Here is a 17,611-nt window from a genome sequence, read left to right on the forward strand (position 1 = left end):
CGTTTGAGAGACACCCAAGTAGCACGGGGCCCGAGAAATCCCGTGTGAATCTGGCGGGACCACCCGCTAAGCCTAAATATTCCCTGGTGACCGATAGCGGATAGTACCGTGAGGGAATGGTGAAAAGTACCGCGGGAGCGGAGTGAAATAGTACCTGAAACCGTGTGCCTACAAGCCGTGGGAGCGTCGGAGTGCATGCTTGCATGCACTCTCGTGACTGCGTGCCTTTTGAAGAATGAGCCTGCGAGTTTGCGGTGTGTTGCGAGGTTAACCCGTGTGGGGAAGCCGTAGCGAAAGCGAGTCCGAATAGGGCGGTTTAGTAGCGCGCTCAAGACCCGAAGCGGAGTGATCTAGCCATGGGCAGGTTGAAGCGGCTGTAAGAGGTCGTGGAGGACCGAACCCACCAGGGTTGAAAACCTGGGGGATGACCTGTGGTTAGGGGTGAAAGGCCAATCAAACTCCGTGATAGCTGGTTCTCCCCGAAATGCATTTAGGTGCAGCGTCGTGTGTTTCTTGCCGGAGGTAGAGCACTGGATAGGCGATGGGCCCTACCGGGTTACTGACCTTAGCCAAACTCCGAATGCCGGTAAGTGAGAGCACGGCAGTGAGACTGTGGGGGATAAGCTCCATGGTCGAGAGGGAAACAGCCCAGAGCATCGACTAAGGCCCCTAAGCGTACGCTAAGTGGGAAAGGATGTGGAGTCGCACAGACAACCAGGAGGTTGGCTTAGAAGCAGCCACCCTTGAAAGAGTGCGTAATAGCTCACTGGTCTAGTGATTCCGCGCCGACAATGTAGCGGGGCTCAAGCGTACCGCCGAAGTCGTGTCATTCCAGTAATAGGGCCAACGCCTGCTGGGATGGGTAGGGGAGCGTCGTGTGCCGGGTGAAGCCGCAGCGGAAGCTAGTGGTGGACGGTTCACGAGTGAGAATGCAGGCATGAGTAGCGATACACACGTGAGAAACGTGTGCGCCGATTGACTAAGGGTTCCTGGGTCAAGCTGATCTGCCCAGGGTAAGTCGGGACCTAAGGCGAGGCCGACAGGCGTAGTCGATGGATAACCGGTTGATATTCCGGTACCCGCTGTGAAGCGTCAAACATCGAACCAGGCGATGCTAAGTCCGTGAAGCCGCCCCGGAGCCTTCGGGCAAAGGGGAGTGGTGGAGCCGACGGACCAGACCTGTAGTAGGTGAGTGATGGGGTGACGCAGGAAGGTAGTCCAGCCCGGGCGGTGGTTGTCCCGGGGTAAGGGTGTAGCCCGTCATCTAGGCAAATCCGGATGACATGTGGGTGAGACCTGATGCCGAGCCGATTGTGGTGAAGTGGATGATCCTATGCTGTCGAGAAAAGCCTCTAGCGAGTTTCATGGCGGCCCGTACCCTAAACCGACTCAGGTGGTCAGGTAGAGAATACCGAGGCGTTCGGGTGAACTATGGTTAAGGAACTCGGCAAAATGCCCCCGTAACTTCGGGAGAAGGGGGGCCATCACCGGTGACGAGATTTACTCTCTGAGCTGGGGGTGGCCGCAGAGACCAGCGAGAAGCGACTGTTTACTAAAAACACAGGTCCGTGCGAAGCCGTAAGGCGATGTATACGGACTGACGCCTGCCCGGTGCTGGAACGTTAAGGGGACCGGTTAGTGCACTTTCGGGTGTGCGAAGCTGAGAACTTAAGCGCCAGTAAACGGCGGTGGTAACTATAACCATCCTAAGGTAGCGAAATTCCTTGTCGGGTAAGTTCCGACCTGCACGAATGGCGTAACGACTTCTCGACTGTCTCAACCATAGGCCCGGTGAAATTGCACTACGAGTAAAGATGCTCGTTTCGCGCAGCAGGACGGAAAGACCCCGGGACCTTTACTACAGTTTGATATTGGTGTTCGGTTCGGCTTGTGTAGGATAGCTGGGAGACTGTGAAGTCATGGCGCCAGCCATGGTGGAGTCGTCGTTGAAATACCAGTCTGGTCGTGCTGGATGTCTAACCTGGGTCCGTGATCCGGATCAGGGACAGTGTCTGATGGGTAGTTTAACTGGGGCGGTTGCCTCCTAAAGAGTAACGGAGGCGCCCAAAGGTTCCCTCAGCCTGGTTGGCAATCAGGTGTTGAGTGTAAGTGCACAAGGGAGCTTGACTGTGAGACCGACGGGTCGAGCAGGGACGAAAGTCGGGACTAGTGATCCGGCGGTGGCTTGTGGAAGCGCCGTCGCTCAACGGATAAAAGGTACCCCGGGGATAACAGGCTGATCTTCCCCAAGAGTCCATATCGACGGGATGGTTTGGCACCTCGATGTCGGCTCGTCGCATCCTGGGGCTGGAGTCGGTCCCAAGGGTTGGGCTGTTCGCCCATTAAAGCGGTACGCGAGCTGGGTTTAGAACGTCGTGAGACAGTTCGGTCCCTATCCGCTGTGCGCGTAGGAATATTGAGAAGGGCTGTCCCTAGTACGAGAGGACCGGGACGGACGAACCTCTGGTGTGCCAGTTGTCCTGCCAAGGGCATGGCTGGTTGGCTACGTTCGGGAGGGATAACCGCTGAAAGCATCTAAGCGGGAAGCCTGCTTCGAGATGAGTATTCCCACCCCCTTTGAGGGGTTAAGGCTCCCAGTAGACGACTGGGTTGATAGGCCAGATCTGGAAGGCGGGCAACCGCTGGAGGTGACTGGTACTAATAGGCCGAGGGCTTGTCCTCAGTTGCTCGCGTCCACTGTGTCAGTTCTGAAATAACGAACGACATGCCTCCTCCCTGGGCCACAGGGAGTCGAGGCAACTGGTTCACAATTTCACAGTGTTTCGGTGGTCATAGCGTGAGGGAAACGCCCGGTTACATTCCGAACCCGGAAGCTAAGCCTCACAGCGCCGATGGTACTGCAGGGGGGACCCTGTGGGAGAGTAGGACGCCGCCGAACTTATTTTAGGGAAAACCCCCGCACCTTTTGGTGCGGGGGTTTTCTGCGTTCAGGACCGTTCAGGACCGTTCACCGGCAGGGTCATTTAGGGGCAGTCTCTAGAAACAAGAGACTGCCCTTTTCTTTTGCCTTTTACAGCCTGCCTGCGGCCTTGAGAGCCAGATACGCATCGGCGAGAGCAGGCGCCAGTTCGTCCGGCGTCGCGTCGACGACCGTGACGCCGTGGCGTTGGAGTTGTTCGGCCGTTCGATGTCGCTCTGTTTGGGCTTGGGCTGCGGATGCTGCCTCGTACACGGCGTCGGTGTTTCCTCGGGCTGTTGCCATGCGTGCGATATGAGGGTCGGAGACCGCGGCCACCAGGACCGTATGGCGCTGGGTCAGGCGGGAGAGAACTGGAAGGAGGCCCTCTTCGATGGGGGCCGCGTCGAGGCTGGTCAACAGAACGATCAGGGAGCGACGGGATGCCGTGCGGAGGGCAGTTGCGGTGAGGCCGCGGGCGTCCGTTTCGATGAGTTCTGGTTCCAACGTGGCCATTGCGTTGACCAGGGACGGGAGGACCTCGCGTGCCGCGCGGCCTTGGACGAGGGCCCGTACACGGCGGTCGTACGCGAGGAGGTCCACGCGGTCGCCGGCCCGGGAGGCCAGAGCGGCCAGGAGGAGGGCGGCGTCCATGGAGGCGTCCAGGCGCGGGGCGTCTCCGACGCGGCCCGCCGAGGTGCGGCCCGTGTCGAGGACCAGAAGGATTCGGCGATCGCGTTCGGGGCGCCAGGTGCGCACGGCGACCGTGGTCTGGCGGGCCGTGGCGCGCCAGTCGATGGAGCGGGTGTCGTCGCCAGGGACGTACTCGCGGAGGCTGTCGAACTCTGTTCCCTGGCCGCGGGTCAGCACGCTGGTGCGGCCGTCGAGTTCGCGCAGGCGGGCCAGTTTGGAGGGGAGGTGCTTGCGGCTGGTGAAGGGCGGGAGGACGCGTACCGTCCAGGGGACCTTGTGGGTGCCCTGACGGGAGAAGAGACCGAGGGGGCCGTACGAACGGATGGTGACGCGGTCGGCCTGGCGGTCGCCTCGGCGGGTCGGGCGCAGGCGGGTCGTCAGGCGTCGGCGTTCGCCCGCCGGGACTGTCAGACGGTGGCGGGAGGCTGCTACCTCTGTGCCGGGCTCCCAACTGCTCGGGGGCCAGGCGTCACGGAGGTGGGCGCGCAGCGGGCGCTCGGACGGGTTGGTGACGGTCAGGGTGACGTCGGCGGTGTCGCCGAGGCGTACCGAGGTGTTGCCGGAGCGGGTGAGACCGAGTCGGCGTACGGGCGCGGCCAGGGCTGCGTCGCAGGCGCAGGCCAGGGCCAGCGGGGCGTTCACGGCGAGGATGCCCGTCCAGCTCGGCTCCCAGATGCCGACGGGGAGCGTGCCGAGGGCCGCGAGGAGGGCGGCGCGTCCGGTGAACGCCATCAGCGGGGTACGGGGACGTGGGTGAGGATCGCATTGATGACGGCGTCGGCCGTCACGCCCTCCATCTCGGCCTCCGCGCGGAGTTGGATGCGATGGCGGAGGGTCGGCAGGGCCAATGCCTTCACGTCGTCGGGGATGACGTAGTCGCGGCCCGTCAGCCAGGCCCAGGCGCGCGAGGTGGCCAGGAGGGCTGTAGCTCCACGGGGGGAGACGCCCAGCGTGAGGGACGGGGATTCGCGGGTGGCGCGGCAGATGTCCACTACGTAGGCGGTGATTTCGGGGGAGACCGCCGTCTTGGCGACGGCGGCGCGGGCCGCTTCGAGGGCGGCGGGGCCTGCCACGGGGCGTACGCCAGCGGCGCGGAGGTCGCGTGGGTTGAAGCCCTCGGCATGGCGGGTGAGGACGTTGATCTCGTCCTCACGGGATGGCAGAGGGATCGTCAGTTTGAGGAGGAAGCGGTCCAGTTGGGCTTCCGGAAGGGGGTACGTGCCCTCGTACTCGACCGGGTTCTGGGTCGCGGCGACCAGGAACGGGTCGGGGAGCAGGCGTGGGGTGCCGTCGACCGTGACCTGGCGTTCCTCCATCGCTTCGAGGAGGGACGACTGGGTCTTGGGCGGGGTGCGGTTGATCTCGTCCGCGAGGAGGAGGTTCGTGAAGACCGGGCCCGGCTGGAAGGAGAACTCGGCGGTGCGGGCGTCGTAGACGAGAGAGCCCGTCACGTCGCTGGGCATCAGGTCCGGGGTGAACTGGACGCGCTTGGTGTCGAGTTCCAGCGCTGATGCGAGTGCGCGGACGAGCAACGTTTTCGCGACTCCGGGGACTCCTTCAAGTAGAACGTGTCCGCGGCAGAGGAGGGCGACGACGAGACCGGTCACGGCGGGGTCCTGGCCGACCACGGCTTTGGCGATCTCGGTGCGCAGGGCCTCCAGGGCGGAGCGGGCGGTGCCCGGATCCCCGGTGTACCCGGCGTTGTCAGTGGTCGGGTCCATCATGAACGGCGTACCTCTCTTTCGAGGGCGTCGAGTTGGTCGGCGAGGGAGATGAGGGCTGCGTCGTCGCGGGGAGGCGCGCCGAAGAGGAGGGAGTGCAGGGCCTGGCCGTCGCCGTGGAGGTGGGCGGACAGGGCGGGGAGCAGGGCTTCGGGCGCGTGCGCCTGAGCGGGGGGTACGCCGACGAGGGGGGCGAGGCGGGTGCGGGTGGTGGAGCGCAGAGCGGCGGCCGCGCGGTCGCGGGCGTTCCCTTTTCGGTAGAGGCGGGCGCGGCCTTCGACGGTCTCGGAGGCGCGGATCGCGACGGGGAGACGTTCGGGTACGAGGGGGCCGAGTCGGCGTGCCCGCCAGAGGGCGGCCAGAGCCGCGGCGATGAAGAGCTGCAGGGTGCCCCAGAGCCAGCCCGCAGGAAGCAGGTCGAAGAGGCCCTGGCTGCCGGAGTCGGTGGCGGAGTCGTCGGAGAGCGAGGGGAGGTACCAGACCAAGTGGGGGCGGGAACCGAGGAGTTGAAGGGCGAGCGAGGCGTTGCCCTGCTCGTCGAGGCGGTCGTTGTAGAGGATGTCGGGGGCGCCGAGTACGACGGTGTCGCCGCTCCCGGAGGCCGCCGGGATGCGCAGCAGGGTGGGCAGGCCGTCGCTGGGGTAGCAGGTGTCGGCGTCGAGGGCGGTCGTGTAGCGGATGCCGCCGGTGTCTGCGGTGCCCGCTCGTCGGGCGGCGGGCAGGTCGCAGCGGGGCGAGAGCGTCGAGTCGAAGCTGGGCGCGGGGTCCGCGGTGATCCCGGGGGCCAGCGTGTCCACGGACGGGGCGCCGGGGGAGACGAGGACCGTACGGCCGTCGGAGTCCGCGGTCGCCGTCCGCAGGCGCGTTTGCTGGCGGTCGGTCAGCAGGTCGGGGGCGGCGATCAGGAGGGTGGTGTCGGAGCCGGCAGCGGCGCGGGCTTCGTCCAGGGTGGTCACGACGCGCGTGGAGACGCCCCGGTCGTCGAGGAGTTCGGCGACGGCGCGGCTGCCGTAGGGGTCGGCGGAGCGCGGGTCGAGGCGGCCGTGCTGGGCGTCGGAGCGGATTGCGGCGATTGCTACGGCGGCGGTCAGCAGGATCACGAGGGCGAGCACGATGCCCCGTGTGCGGGTCCATACCTGGCGGGTTGTGGGCGAGGCCGAAGTGGACGGGGACGCGGGCGGGGGCGCGAGGGCGGCCTCGGTCATCGGGCGGCCCCATGGCTGGTGCTGTGGGGCGTGTTCTGGGCGCTGCTGCTCGCGAGCACGGGCTTGGTGCGCTCCAGGTCGTGGTCGAGCTCGGTGAGCCGGTGGTACGCGCTGGAGTCGGCGGCCCGTCCGCCGTACGTCACGTCGTCGAAGTCGTGGGCAGCGCCGCGGAGTCGGTCCGCTTGGGAGGGCAGGGCGCGGCCGGCTTCGGCGGCTGCCTCGTCCGCGGTGCGGCCGGGGCGCGGGTCGAGGAGTGCGCGTTCCTCCAGGGAGCGGACGACGGCGCGCATGCGTTCCTGGACGGCCTGGTTCCAGTGGCCCTGGGCGGCGTGCGCCTCGGCGGCTGCGCGGTGCTCGGCGGCGCTGCGGGGACGGTCGTCGAAGAGCGCGGCGGACGAGCTGGGCGCGCGGTGGGGGGTGCCCAGGCGCCACCACAGTGCGCCGAGGACGGCCAGCACCGCAAGGACGATGACGACAAGCCCGAGGGTGCCCCCGGGAGTTGCGGTGGAGGCGGCGCCGAACAGTTTGTCGACCCACTTCCAGAAGGCGTTCAGGGCGCGCTGGATCAGGCTGGGGTCGTTCTCGTGGTACATCCGCTTGGACAGTTCGCGCTTGGCCGCCTCCCGCGCGGGGTCGCGCGGGGTCGTCACCGGAGGTTCGTCGCCGGTGCGCGGCAGTGTCAGCAGTGCTGTGAGAACTCCCCCCGCCGGGCTCACGGCATCAGCTCCCCGGTGTGGTGCCGGGGGCGTTGGAGCCGTAGTCCTGGACACCGGCGGCGCGGGCCAGGTCGAGGTCGAGGGCCTCGCGGCGGATGCGCTGGTCGATGTAGAGGAGCACGGTGACGCCCGCGGTGATCGGGAAGGTGAGCATGGATCCGATCACCGAACCGATCCCGCTGACGATGAGGAACGTCCAGCCGAGGTCGCCGCTGGCGCTGTCGAGGAAGCCGGTGGCGCCGTCGCCGCTCAGGGCCGCGGCGAGGAAGGCGAACGGGATCACGACGATCGACGCGACGATGTTGGCGATGATCGTGGCGAGCAGCTGAATGCCGAAGACCCGCCACCAGGAGCCGCGGACGAGCTTCGTGGAGCGGCTCATCGCCTTCAGGATGCCCTGCTTCTCCAGCATCAGGGCGGGAGAGGAGAGCGAGAAGCGGATCATCAGCCAGATCGCGACGGCGCCCCCGGCGAGTCCTCCGAGGACGGTGAGCGTGATGCCCGCATCGCCGGCGCCGGCGACCGTGGCGAGGACACCGGGCAGGGTTCCCGCGGCGGCGACTGCGGCGGCGATGAGCGGCAGCAGGAAGGTCAGGCCGAACAGCTTCGGCAGTTGGGGACGGGCGTCCCGCCAGGCGTCTGCCGTGGTCACCGACTTGCCGAGCACCGCACGGCTGGTCACGGAGGTGAGCAGTGCCGTCGCGACGATGGTGCCGAGCAGCGTGATGAGCAGGACGACGCCGGAGTTCAGCATGGTGTCGCCCAGGGCGCGGCCCAGCTCGCCGACGGTGGCACTCGGGTCGTTGAGGGTGTCCGTGCTGGCGCTGTCGTCCAGGACGAAACCCTGGAGCAGGATGACGATGATCTCCGTGAAGACCGCGACGGTGAGCGAGATGCCGAGGACCGTGCGCCAGTACGTCCGCATCGTGGAGACGGCGCCGTCGAGGATCTCACCGACGCCGAGCGGGCGGAGCGGGATCACGCCGGGCTTGGCCGCGGGTGGCGGGCCGCCCCAGTTGCCTCCCCAGCCGCCGTGTCCGCCGGGGGCTCCGTAGCCAGCGCCGGGACCGGGGCCGCCGGGGGGCCGGTTTCCCCAGCCGCCGGGGCCGGGGGGTGGTGGCGGCGGGGCCTGCGGGGGGTCCTGGGGGCTGGGCGCGGACCACTGGCCGGGTGGGGGCTGCTCCTTGGACCACTTCGACGGGGGACCGGGCTGGTCCGTGCCGCTCTGGTCCGCGGGCTGTGCAGGGCCGGTGTTGTTCGGCTCCTGCCCGTCGGAGGGGGCAGATCCGGGCGAGGCCCAGCCCGGAGTGTCTTTCATCGTCGCTCCTTCACGGTGCCCGTCCGCGGTCGCGGCGGCAGGTTGGCAGCCATCGTGCCACGGTGTGCCGGGCAAGGGACCGGCTGCCGTATGGGCTGGACACCTTCAATTGTCCGCCGGGTACGGGGCAGACTGGGCGGATGGCTGATCAGTACGCGCAAACCCGCGACGACACCGGGCCGACGGCAATACAGGCGATCCGCTGGGAGGAGCCACCGGAGGGCCCTGTGGTGGCCCTCCTCGACCAGACGAGGCTGCCGGCGGAGGAGGTCGAGCTGGTGTGCACCGACGCACCGGCGCTGGTGGAGGCGATCCGCACGCTCGCCGTGCGCGGGGCGCCACTGCTCGGCATCGCCGGGGCGTACGGCGTCGCGCTCGCCGCCGTACGCGGCTTCGACGTGGACGACGCGGCGAACGCGCTGGCAGGTGCCCGGCCCACCGCGGTGAACCTGGCGGTGGGTGTGCGCAGGGCACAGACGGCGTATCAGGCGGTGCTCGCGAGCGGCGGTGACCAGGAGCAGGCCGCCGAGGCGGCGCTCGCCGCTGCGCGGGCGTTGCACCGGGAGGACGCCAGGGCCAGTGCGCGGATGGCCGAGCACGGCCTCGCGCTGCTCGACGAGCTGCTGCCGGGCGGTGGGCACCGGGTCCTGACGCACTGCAACACCGGGGCGCTGGTGTCCGGCGGGGAGGGGACGGCGTTCGCGGTGGCCCTTGCGGCGCACCGGGTGGGGCGGCTGCGCAGGCTGTGGGTGGACGAGACGCGGCCGCTGCTGCAGGGTGCGAGGCTGACCGCGTACGAGGCGGCGCGCAACGGGATGGCGTACACCTTGCTCACGGACAACGCGGCGGGCTCGCTGTTCGCGGCCGGGGAGGTGGACGCGGTGCTGATCGGAGCCGATCGGATCGCGGCCGACGGTTCGGTGGCGAACAAGGTGGGGAGCTATCCGCTCGCGGTGCTGGCCCGGTACCACCATGTGCCGTTCATCGTGGTGGCGCCGGTGACGACGGTGGATCCGGACACCCCGGACGGAGCATCCATCGAGGTCGAGCAGCGCGCCGGTCATGAAGTGACCGAGATCACAGCACCCCAGGTGCCGGTGGCGGGAGCGGAAGCGGGAGGCGGGATACCGGTGGCACCCCTGGGGACCCAGGCGTACAACCCGGCGTTCGACGTGACGCCACCCGAGTTGGTGACGGCGATCGTGACCGAAGAGGGCATTGTGTCGCCCGTGACGGCAGAGGCGCTTGCAGAGCTGTGTGACAGGTCACGCCAGGTAACGATTTAGTTAATGGGATGATGTCGTTTATGAAGGGACGAGTCCTTGTCGTCGATGACGACACCGCACTGGCCGAGATGCTCGGCATTGTGTTGCGTGGTGAAGGTTTTGAGCCGTCTTTCGTAGCCGACGGCGACAAGGCGCTGGCCGCTTTCCGCGAGACCAAGCCCGATCTGGTGCTCCTGGACCTGATGCTTCCCGGCCGGGACGGCATCGAGGTGTGCCGCCTGATCAGGGCGGAGTCCGGGGTACCGATCGTGATGCTCACGGCGAAGAGCGACACCGTCGATGTCGTGGTCGGCCTCGAGTCGGGTGCCGACGACTACATCGTGAAGCCGTTCAAGCCAAAGGAGCTGGTGGCGCGGATCAGGGCGCGGCTGCGTCGTTCGGAGGAGCCGGCGCCGGAACAGCTGGCGATCGGTGACCTTGTCATCGACGTCGCCGGTCACTCTGTGAAGCGGGAGGGGCAGTCGATAGCTCTGACGCCGCTGGAGTTCGATCTGCTGGTGGCGCTGGCCCGCAAGCCGTGGCAGGTGTTCACGCGTGAGGTCCTGCTGGAGCAGGTGTGGGGCTACCGGCACGCGGCGGACACCCGTCTGGTCAACGTCCATGTGCAGCGGCTGCGCTCCAAGGTCGAGAAGGACCCGGAGCGGCCGGAGATCGTGGTGACCGTCCGTGGCGTCGGTTACAAGGCCGGACCGAGCTGACATGTCCCGGGACAGTGCCGCTTCGGCGCCCGGCGAGTCGGGGGTCCGTTCGGGGCGGCCTGTCGGCCGGAAGGTGACGGGCTCCCGCTGGGGACGGTTCATGGAGGGCGGGCTGCTGCAGGGCGGAGTCCAGGGCAGCCCGGTCCTTCGGCTGTTCATGCGCTGGGTGCGCCGTCCGCTGCTGCCCGTCATGCGGCTGTGGCGGCGCAACATCCAGCTCAAGATCGTCGTCACCACCCTGCTGATGTCGCTGGGTGTGGTGCTGCTGCTCGGCTTCGTCGTCATCGGGCAGGTGCGCAACGGGTTGCTGGACGCCAAGGTGAAGGCGTCGCAGAGCCAGGCCGCCGGCGGCTTCACGTCGGCCAAGCAGAAGGCGGACGCGGCCGCGATCTCGGGCGGCGACGACGGGACCGGCACGGGTGGCCGCTCGTCGCAGAACCCCTTCCAGTGGATGAGCGACCTGGTGACCTCCCTCTCCAGCGGTGGTCAGGGCGCTTTCGACGTGGTGACCCTCGGTACCACCGGGTCGGACGACGACAACAGGGGGCCCGGCCCGCGTGCCTCGGGGAAGGTGCAGCCGACCCTCAGCGTGCCCGACAACCTGCGGCAACGCGTGGACGAGGGCACGAGCGCGGCCCAGAGCTACACCCGCATCATCTACACCAACGGACAGGAGTCGCAGCCGGCGCTGGTCATCGGCAAGCAGGTCAACGACCTCAACGGCGACCCGTACCAGCTCTACTTCCTCTTCCCGCTGACGCAGGAAGAGAAGTCGCTGAGCCTGGTCAAGGGAACGCTCGCGACGGCCGGGCTGTTCGTCGTGGTGCTCCTCGGGGCCATCGCCTGGCTCGTGGTGCGCCAGGTCGTCACGCCGGTGCGGATGGCGGCGGGCATCGCCGAGCGGCTGTCCGCCGGGCGCTTGCAGGAACGTATGAAGGTCACCGGTGAGGACGACATCGCGCGGCTCGGCGAGGCCTTCAACAAGATGGCGCAGAACCTGCAGCTGAAGATCCAGCAGCTGGAGGACCTGTCGCGAATGCAGCGGCGGTTTGTCTCCGACGTGTCGCACGAGCTGCGGACACCGCTCACGACCGTGCGGATGGCCGCCGATGTCATCCACGACGCGCGCGTGGACTTCGATCCGATGACCGCTCGGTCGGCAGAGCTGCTCGCCGATCAGCTGGACCGGTTCGAGACGCTGCTCGCGGATCTGCTGGAGATCAGCCGGTTCGATGCGGGTGCGGCGGCGCTGGAGGCCGAGCCGATAGACCTCGGGGAAGTCGTACGGCGCGTGGTGAGCGGTGCCGAGCCGCTCGCCGAGCGCAAGGGCACGCGGATACGGGTGGTCGGCGACCAACAGCCCGTCGTCGCCGAGGCGGACGCCCGGCGGGTGGAGCGCGTGCTGCGCAATCTCGTCGTCAACGCCGTGGAGCACGGCGAGGGCAAGGACGTGGTGGTCAAACTCGCCACGGCGGGCGGGGCGGTCGCGATCGCGGTGCGCGACTACGGCGTGGGGCTCAAGCCCGGCGAGGCGACCCGGGTGTTCAGCCGCTTCTGGCGGGCCGACCCGGCACGCGCGCGTACCACCGGTGGAACGGGGCTCGGGCTGTCCATCGCCCTGGAGGACGCCCGGCTGCACGGCGGCTGGCTCCAGGCGTGGGGCGAGCCGGGCGGTGGTTCGCAGTTCCGGCTGACGCTGCCGCGGACGGCGGACGAGCCGCTGCGGGGCTCCCCGATACCCCTGGAGCCCAAGGATTCACGACGTAATCGTGGACTTAATGACGCCGGTCTGCCGCTCGGCGGCAGCGGCAAGCTCGCCACGGTGCCCGTTCAGTCCGCGAGCGGGAGTGCGCCGCCGCCCATGCCGACGCGGGCGCCGATAGCGCCCCGGCTGAGCGGAGCGGCACCCACGGCGGACCCGACGGCGCTGCCGGGCAACGGAGCCCGCGTGGTGCCCCGGCCCACCGGTGCCGTACGACAGCAGGACGCGCCGCCCGCTGCGGGCGGGGAGCGGGCCGGCGAGGAGAATCGCGGCCGGGACGGCGGCGAGCCGGAGGAAGTCGGCCGGAGCAAGCCGGACGGGCTCGGACAAGGGGAGGCATTCCGTGGGCGCTGACCGCGAGGGGAGCGGCCGTCGGCGTCCCGCGCGCGTGGGGGCGTACATCGGCTGCGGTGCGCTGCTGCTGGCCGGGTGCGCCTCGATGCCGGACAGCGGGGATCTGCAGGGGGTGGATTCCACACCTCGGGAGGACTCGCAGGTCCGGGTCTTCGCGATACCGCCGCGTGAGGACGCCCGGCCCGCGGACATCGTGCAGGGCTTCATGGAGGCGCTGACCAGTGACGACCCGCAGTACGAGACGGCGCGCAAGTACCTGACCGTGCAGGCCCGCAAGAAGTGGCGGCCGTACCTGTCCACGACCGTGCTCGCGAACGCGCCGAACCCCATGGCGGGCCAGTCGGGGGGAAGGGAAGGCACGGACGAGTACTCGTTCAACCTGGTCGGCGACAAGGTCGCGAAGGTGGACGGGCAGCACGCGTACGCGCCGGACATGGGCTCGTACAACGGAACCGTGCATCTCGTGCGGCTGAAGGACACCAAGCAGTGGCGCATCGACGGACTGCCGCAGGGCGTGGTGATGGGCAAGTCCGACTTCCAGCGCAACTACGTGTCCGTCAACAAGTACTACTTCGCCTCGAACGTGCCCTCCGGGACGGACGGGCAGCCGGCGACCGTAGCCGATCCCGTCTATGTGCGCAGCAAGGTCGATCCGGTGACGCAGATGGTCCAGACGCTGCTGGCCGGCCCCACGCACTGGCTCGACCCGGTGGTGACGTCGAGTTTCCCGACCGGCACGGCACTGAAGAAGGGCGTCAAGTCGCTGACGCCCGACGACCAGAACAAGATCACGGTGCCGTTGAACGGGAAGGCCGACCGCGTCGGGCGGCCCCAGTGCACGCGGATGGCGGCCCAACTCCTCTTCACGCTCCAGGACCTGACGCCCACAGCGGTGGACGAGGTCGAGTTGCAGCGGTCGGACGGCACGCAACTGTGCGTCCTCAACGAGGACCAGGCGGAGACGAACGCCGCGCACGGCACGGGCAAGCGCCCCGAGTACCAGTACTTCATCGACGCCAAGCAGCGACTGGTGCGGATGCCCAGTGGCAACAGCGACAAGGACCCCGAAGCGGTGCCCGGCGGGCTGGGCCTGGGCGACAAGAAGCTGCGGTCCGCCGCGGTGTCGCGGGACGAGGACAGGGCGGCCGGCGTGTCGGCCGACGGGCATTCGCTGTACGTCGGGTCGCTGATGTCGGGCGGTTCGGTCGGCGACCCGGTGTTCCACAGCGCGGGCAAGACGGCGAACGACCGCCTGACGGCCCCCAGTTGGGACGGCCGGGGTGACCTGTGGGTGGCCGACCGGGATACGAAGAACCCGCGGCTTCTCCTGCTGGAGAAGGGCACGGGTGCTCCGCAGAAGGTCGATGCACTGGGAATTGACGGACGCATCGAAGCGGTGCGGGTCGCCGCCGACGGGGCGCGGATCGCGCTGATCGTCGAGAAGGACGGCAAGAGGTCGCTGCAGATCGGCCGCATCCAACGCGACTTCGAGTCCGGTCAGCAGTCGGCAGTCTCGATCCTCGAACCGCATTCGGTGACACCGCAGTTGGAGGACGTCACCGCCATGTCGTGGGCCGGGGACAGCCGGCTCGTGGTGGTCGGACACGAGCACGGTGGCGTGCAGCAGATGCGGTACGTGCAGGTCGACGGCTCCACGCCGGTGGGTCCGACGCCTTCCGCGCTGACGGGCGTGAAGGAGATCGCCGCGTCCGAGGACGAGCGGCTGCCGCTGGTGGGGTACACGGCGGAGGACGGGATCGTGCGGCTGTCGTCCGGGGCGCAGTGGCAGAAGGTGGTCAAGGACGGGACGGCGCCGGTTTATCCCGGGTAGGGGGCCGTCTTCTGGGACGGGGGCGCGGTCGCCGTCGCCATCGCGAACGGGGGTGCGCCTGGAGGATGCGTCCGCAGTCCGTGCGCGTCCATTCGGCGTCCGTGCCGCGTTCGTGGACTGCCTGTACGGCGTCCGCCGCGAGCGGGTTGTCCACAGGGAGTTCTCCAGAGTTATCCACAGGGGTGGCCGGGCGGCGCGTGCGTTGGCACAGTGGTGGGCATGCGGGGGTGGTGGCAGGACCTCACCGATCTGGTGCTGCCGGCCGAGTGCGGAGGCTGCGGAAGGCCTCGCACGGTGCTCTGCCCGGAGTGCCGTGCGGCCCTGAGCGGGGCCGCGCCGAGCCGGGTGCGACCGGTGCCGGAGCCGAGAGGGATGCCTGCGGTGCACGCGGCGGCTCCGTACGAGGACGAGGTGCGCGCGGCACTGCTCGCCCACAAGGAACGGGGTGCCCTGGCGCTCGCGGCGCCGTTGGGAACGGCCCTGGCAGGGGCTGTGCGGGCGGCGTTGGAGCATGGACGGTCGACGGGTCCGGGTGGGCGTCCCACGCGCCTGGACGGGCGGCTGAGGCCCGTGAACGGGCAGCACGGGCCCGAGGGCGGCGGGACGACGACCGATGGCGCCGTACTGCTGGTCCCCGTGCCGTCCTCGCGGCGCGCCGTGCGAGCGCGGGGCCACGACCCGGCGCGGCGGATCGCGCTGGCCGCCGCGGGTGAGCTCCGGCGGACCGGAACACCGGCCCGGGTGCTCGGCGCGCTGCGCCAGCGGCGTGCCGTGGCCGACCAGTCGGGGCTCGACTCCCGGCAGCGGCTGGGCAATCTCGCGGGGGCCCTGGAGGTGGCCGCAGGAGCCGCGCGGATGCTGGCCGACAGTGGCAGGGTCGTGGTGGTGGACGACCTGATGACGACGGGTGCCTCGCTCACGGAGGCGGCGCGTGCCGTACGGGTCGCGATGACGGACGCATGGGACGCGGCGACTCGGGAAGCGGCAGGGGTACGGATGCCGGAAGCGACGGCGGGAGCGAGGATGGCGGGGCGCAACCGGACACAAGCAGTCCGGGGAATGCCGGGTATGACCGCAGCCGGTGACCTGATCTGCGCGGCAGTGGTCGCCGCGCCGCCCGACTCTTTCGAAAGAAACCGGAACTGACTGAGAACTTCCATCGTTGCAGGTAATGAGAGGGTCAATTCACCTGAACGGAGGTACGCCGCGGTAGAGGGTGACGACATACGTCCGGGCGAGATATGTTCGGTTGTGAGGCAATGGCGCAGGCCACACCTCACATATCCGAATGCTGGGCAGCGGGTTTTCTGTAATCACCCGCACCGGTGGGGTGGAGATCTTGTCCGCGGGGGAGGAGGAGGTGAACGTCACCGAGTCCGAGGTTCCGGGACACACCGGAACCTGGTGCAAAAGGGAGATGCTCCGCCAGTGGAGCGGAGCGATCCGGGAACGGAGTTCTGCGTGGACATCGTCGTCAAGGGCCGCAAGACAGAGGTGCCCGAGAGGTTCCGCAAGCACGTGGCCGAGAAGCTGAAGCTGGAGAAGATCCAGAAGCTCGATGGCAAGGTGATCAGCCTCGACGTCGAGGTGTCCAAGGAGCCCAACCCCCGTCAGGCCGACCGTTGCGACCGAGTGGAGATCACGCTTCGCTCCCGCGGTCCGGTGATCCGGGCGGAGGCGGCGGCAAGCGATCCGTACGCGGCACTCGACCTGGCGGCGGACAAGCTCGAGGCCCGGCTGCGCAAGCAGCACGACAAGCGCTACACCCGTCGCGGCGCGGGCAGGCTCTCCGCCGCGGACGTCGCCGACAGTGTTCCCGGCGCAGCGACGCTGAACGGGAACGGCAGCGTCGTCCACGAGGAAGAGCCGGACGGCATTCCCACCAAGAAGATCGGCTCGCTCGAGGTCAAGGGCGAAGGACCCCTCATCGTCCGCGAGAAGACCCACGTCGCATCCCCGATGTCGCTCGACCAGGCGCTCTACGAGATGGAGCTGGTCGGGCACGACTTCTACCTGTTCGTCGACTCCGAGACCAAGGAACCGAGCGTCGTCTACCGGCGGCACGCATACGACTACGGCGTCATCCACCTCAGTACGGACCCGATGGTCGCCCAGGCGGCGTCCGGTGCCGCGGGCGGAGCGCTCGGCGGCTGACCTCCCCGGTGACGGCTGAGCCGGTGCCCCTGGAGCGCGCGTGCGCCCCCAGGGGCACCGGTGTGCGACCCACTTCGCGCCCCGCTCTGTCACCGCACGGTCGTCCGGGCATGAAATCATGGCCGCACCGGCCCAACCGGTGGGCCGTTGCCTTGGGTTGGCACGGCACGGAAACACAGGCCACGGCCTTCAGGGGGAGGAACGATGGCGGACAGCTTCGGACCGATGCGTGACGAGGATGCCGACGACGGCGTCGTCGGCATGGGCCCGGATGCGGGCTCTCCACGCAAGGAACCCATTCGGGTCCTTGTCGTGGACGATCACGCCCTCTTCCGCCGCGGACTGGAGATCGTGCTCGCGGCCGAGGAGGACATCCAGGTCGTGGGCGAGGCGGGGGACGGGGCAGAGGCGGTCGACAAGGCCGCCGACCTGCTGCCGGACATCGTGCTGATGGACGTACGGATGCCCAAGCGCGGCGGTATCGAGGCGTGCACGTCCATCAAGGAGGTGGCCCCCAGCGCGAAGATCATCATGTTGACGATCAGCGACGAGGAAGCCGATCTCTACGACGCGATCAAGGCGGGCGCGACCGGCTATCTCCTCAAGGAGATCTCCACGGACGAGGTGGCCACGGCCATTCGCGCGGTGGCCGACGGCCAGTCGCAGATCAGCCCCTCCATGGCGTCGAAACTGCTCACCGAGTTCAAGTCGATGATCCAGCGGACGGACGAACGGCGCCTGGTGCCGGCGCCGCGGCTCACGGACCGTGAGCTCGAGGTTCTCAAACTCGTCGCCACCGGGATGAACAACCGGGATATCGCCAAAGAGCTGTTCATCTCCGAGAACACCGTGAAGAACCACGTGCGCAACATTCTGGAGAAGCTGCAGCTGCACTCCCGGATGGAGGCCGTGGTCTACGCGATGCGGGAGAAGATCCTCGAGATCCGCTAGCCGTA

Annotated in this window: 12 protein-coding genes and 2 rRNA genes (1 of these 14 only partly in view); 9 read left to right on the top strand and 5 right to left on the bottom strand. The window is 68.3% G+C overall.

Features of this window, described 5'->3' with window-relative positions:
• Positions 1-2,682 (top strand): 23S ribosomal RNA (locus AB5J56_RS27135); it begins 441 nt to the left of the window's first position.
• Positions 2,683-2,782: 100 nt separating this feature from the next.
• Positions 2,783-2,899: ribosomal RNA gene (rrf, locus tag AB5J56_RS27140) — 5S ribosomal RNA — on the top strand.
• Positions 2,900-3,031: 132 nt separating this feature from the next.
• Here rrf and AB5J56_RS27145 read toward each other — a convergent pair.
• From AB5J56_RS27145 to AB5J56_RS27165, 5 genes are read right to left on the bottom strand one after another with little or no spacing between them, the layout of a single operon-like run.
• Positions 3,032-4,342 carry a DUF58 domain-containing protein gene (locus tag AB5J56_RS27145; protein ID WP_369235901.1) on the bottom strand — a complete coding sequence of 437 codons (1,311 nt, stop codon included), beginning with the start codon at positions 4,340-4,342 and terminating at the stop codon, positions 3,032-3,034.
• A complete protein-coding gene (locus AB5J56_RS27150) occupies positions 4,342-5,331 on the bottom strand; it encodes an AAA family ATPase (protein ID WP_369242815.1) in 990 nt (329 codons plus the stop codon). Before AB5J56_RS27150 ends, AB5J56_RS27145 begins: the two co-directional genes overlap by 1 nt.
• Entirely contained in the window at positions 5,331-6,536 is a 1,206-nt protein-coding gene (locus tag AB5J56_RS27155; RefSeq protein ID WP_369235903.1) for a DUF4350 domain-containing protein, read from the bottom strand. Before AB5J56_RS27155 ends, AB5J56_RS27150 begins: the two co-directional genes overlap by 1 nt.
• Complete coding sequence (locus tag AB5J56_RS27160) at positions 6,533-7,252, bottom strand: DUF4129 domain-containing protein (protein ID WP_369235905.1); 720 nt, start codon at positions 7,250-7,252, stop codon at positions 6,533-6,535. Before AB5J56_RS27160 ends, AB5J56_RS27155 begins: the two co-directional genes overlap by 4 nt.
• A 4-nt stretch (positions 7,253-7,256) precedes the next feature.
• The gene (locus tag AB5J56_RS27165; protein WP_369235907.1) at positions 7,257-8,570 is read right to left on the bottom strand and encodes a glycerophosphoryl diester phosphodiesterase membrane domain-containing protein; all 1,314 of its coding nucleotides are present in this window, start codon (positions 8,568-8,570) and stop codon (positions 7,257-7,259) included.
• A 140-nt stretch (positions 8,571-8,710) separates the two neighbouring features.
• Here AB5J56_RS27165 and mtnA point away from each other — a divergent pair, with 140 nt between their 5' ends.
• The 7 genes from mtnA (at position 8,711) to AB5J56_RS27200 (ending at position 17,606) form a co-directional block, all read left to right on the top strand.
• Positions 8,711-9,856, top strand: coding sequence for an S-methyl-5-thioribose-1-phosphate isomerase (gene mtnA, locus AB5J56_RS27170; RefSeq protein ID WP_369235909.1), 1,146 nt, complete (start codon positions 8,711-8,713; stop codon positions 9,854-9,856).
• Between the two features lie 8 nt (positions 9,857-9,864).
• Positions 9,865-10,554: a two-component system response regulator MtrA gene (mtrA, locus tag AB5J56_RS27175; protein ID WP_150136091.1), complete on the top strand. Its 690-nt coding sequence runs from the start codon at positions 9,865-9,867 to the stop codon at positions 10,552-10,554.
• A 1-nt stretch (position 10,555) separates the two neighbouring features.
• On the top strand, positions 10,556-12,670 hold the full coding sequence (gene mtrB, locus AB5J56_RS27180) for an MtrAB system histidine kinase MtrB (RefSeq protein WP_369235911.1): 2,115 nt from the start codon (positions 10,556-10,558) through the stop codon (positions 12,668-12,670).
• Positions 12,660-14,501 carry an LpqB family beta-propeller domain-containing protein gene (locus AB5J56_RS27185; RefSeq protein WP_369235913.1) on the top strand — a complete coding sequence of 614 codons (1,842 nt, stop codon included), beginning with the start codon at positions 12,660-12,662 and terminating at the stop codon, positions 14,499-14,501. The genes mtrB and AB5J56_RS27185 overlap by 11 nt, the downstream gene beginning before the upstream one ends.
• A 219-nt stretch (positions 14,502-14,720) precedes the next feature.
• Positions 14,721-15,647, top strand: coding sequence for a ComF family protein (locus tag AB5J56_RS27190; protein WP_369235915.1), 927 nt, complete (start codon positions 14,721-14,723; stop codon positions 15,645-15,647).
• Positions 15,648-15,929: 282 nt separating this feature from the next.
• Positions 15,930-16,655, top strand: coding sequence for a ribosome-associated translation inhibitor RaiA (gene raiA / locus AB5J56_RS27195; RefSeq protein WP_369235917.1), 726 nt, complete (start codon positions 15,930-15,932; stop codon positions 16,653-16,655).
• 204 nt (positions 16,656-16,859) lie between these two features.
• A complete protein-coding gene (locus AB5J56_RS27200) occupies positions 16,860-17,606 on the top strand; it encodes a response regulator (protein WP_369235919.1) in 747 nt (248 codons plus the stop codon).
• Positions 17,607-17,611 lie beyond the last annotated feature (5 nt).

Source organism: Streptomyces sp. R21 (assembly GCF_041051975.1).
Lineage (GTDB): Bacteria > Actinomycetota > Actinomycetes > Streptomycetales > Streptomycetaceae > Streptomyces.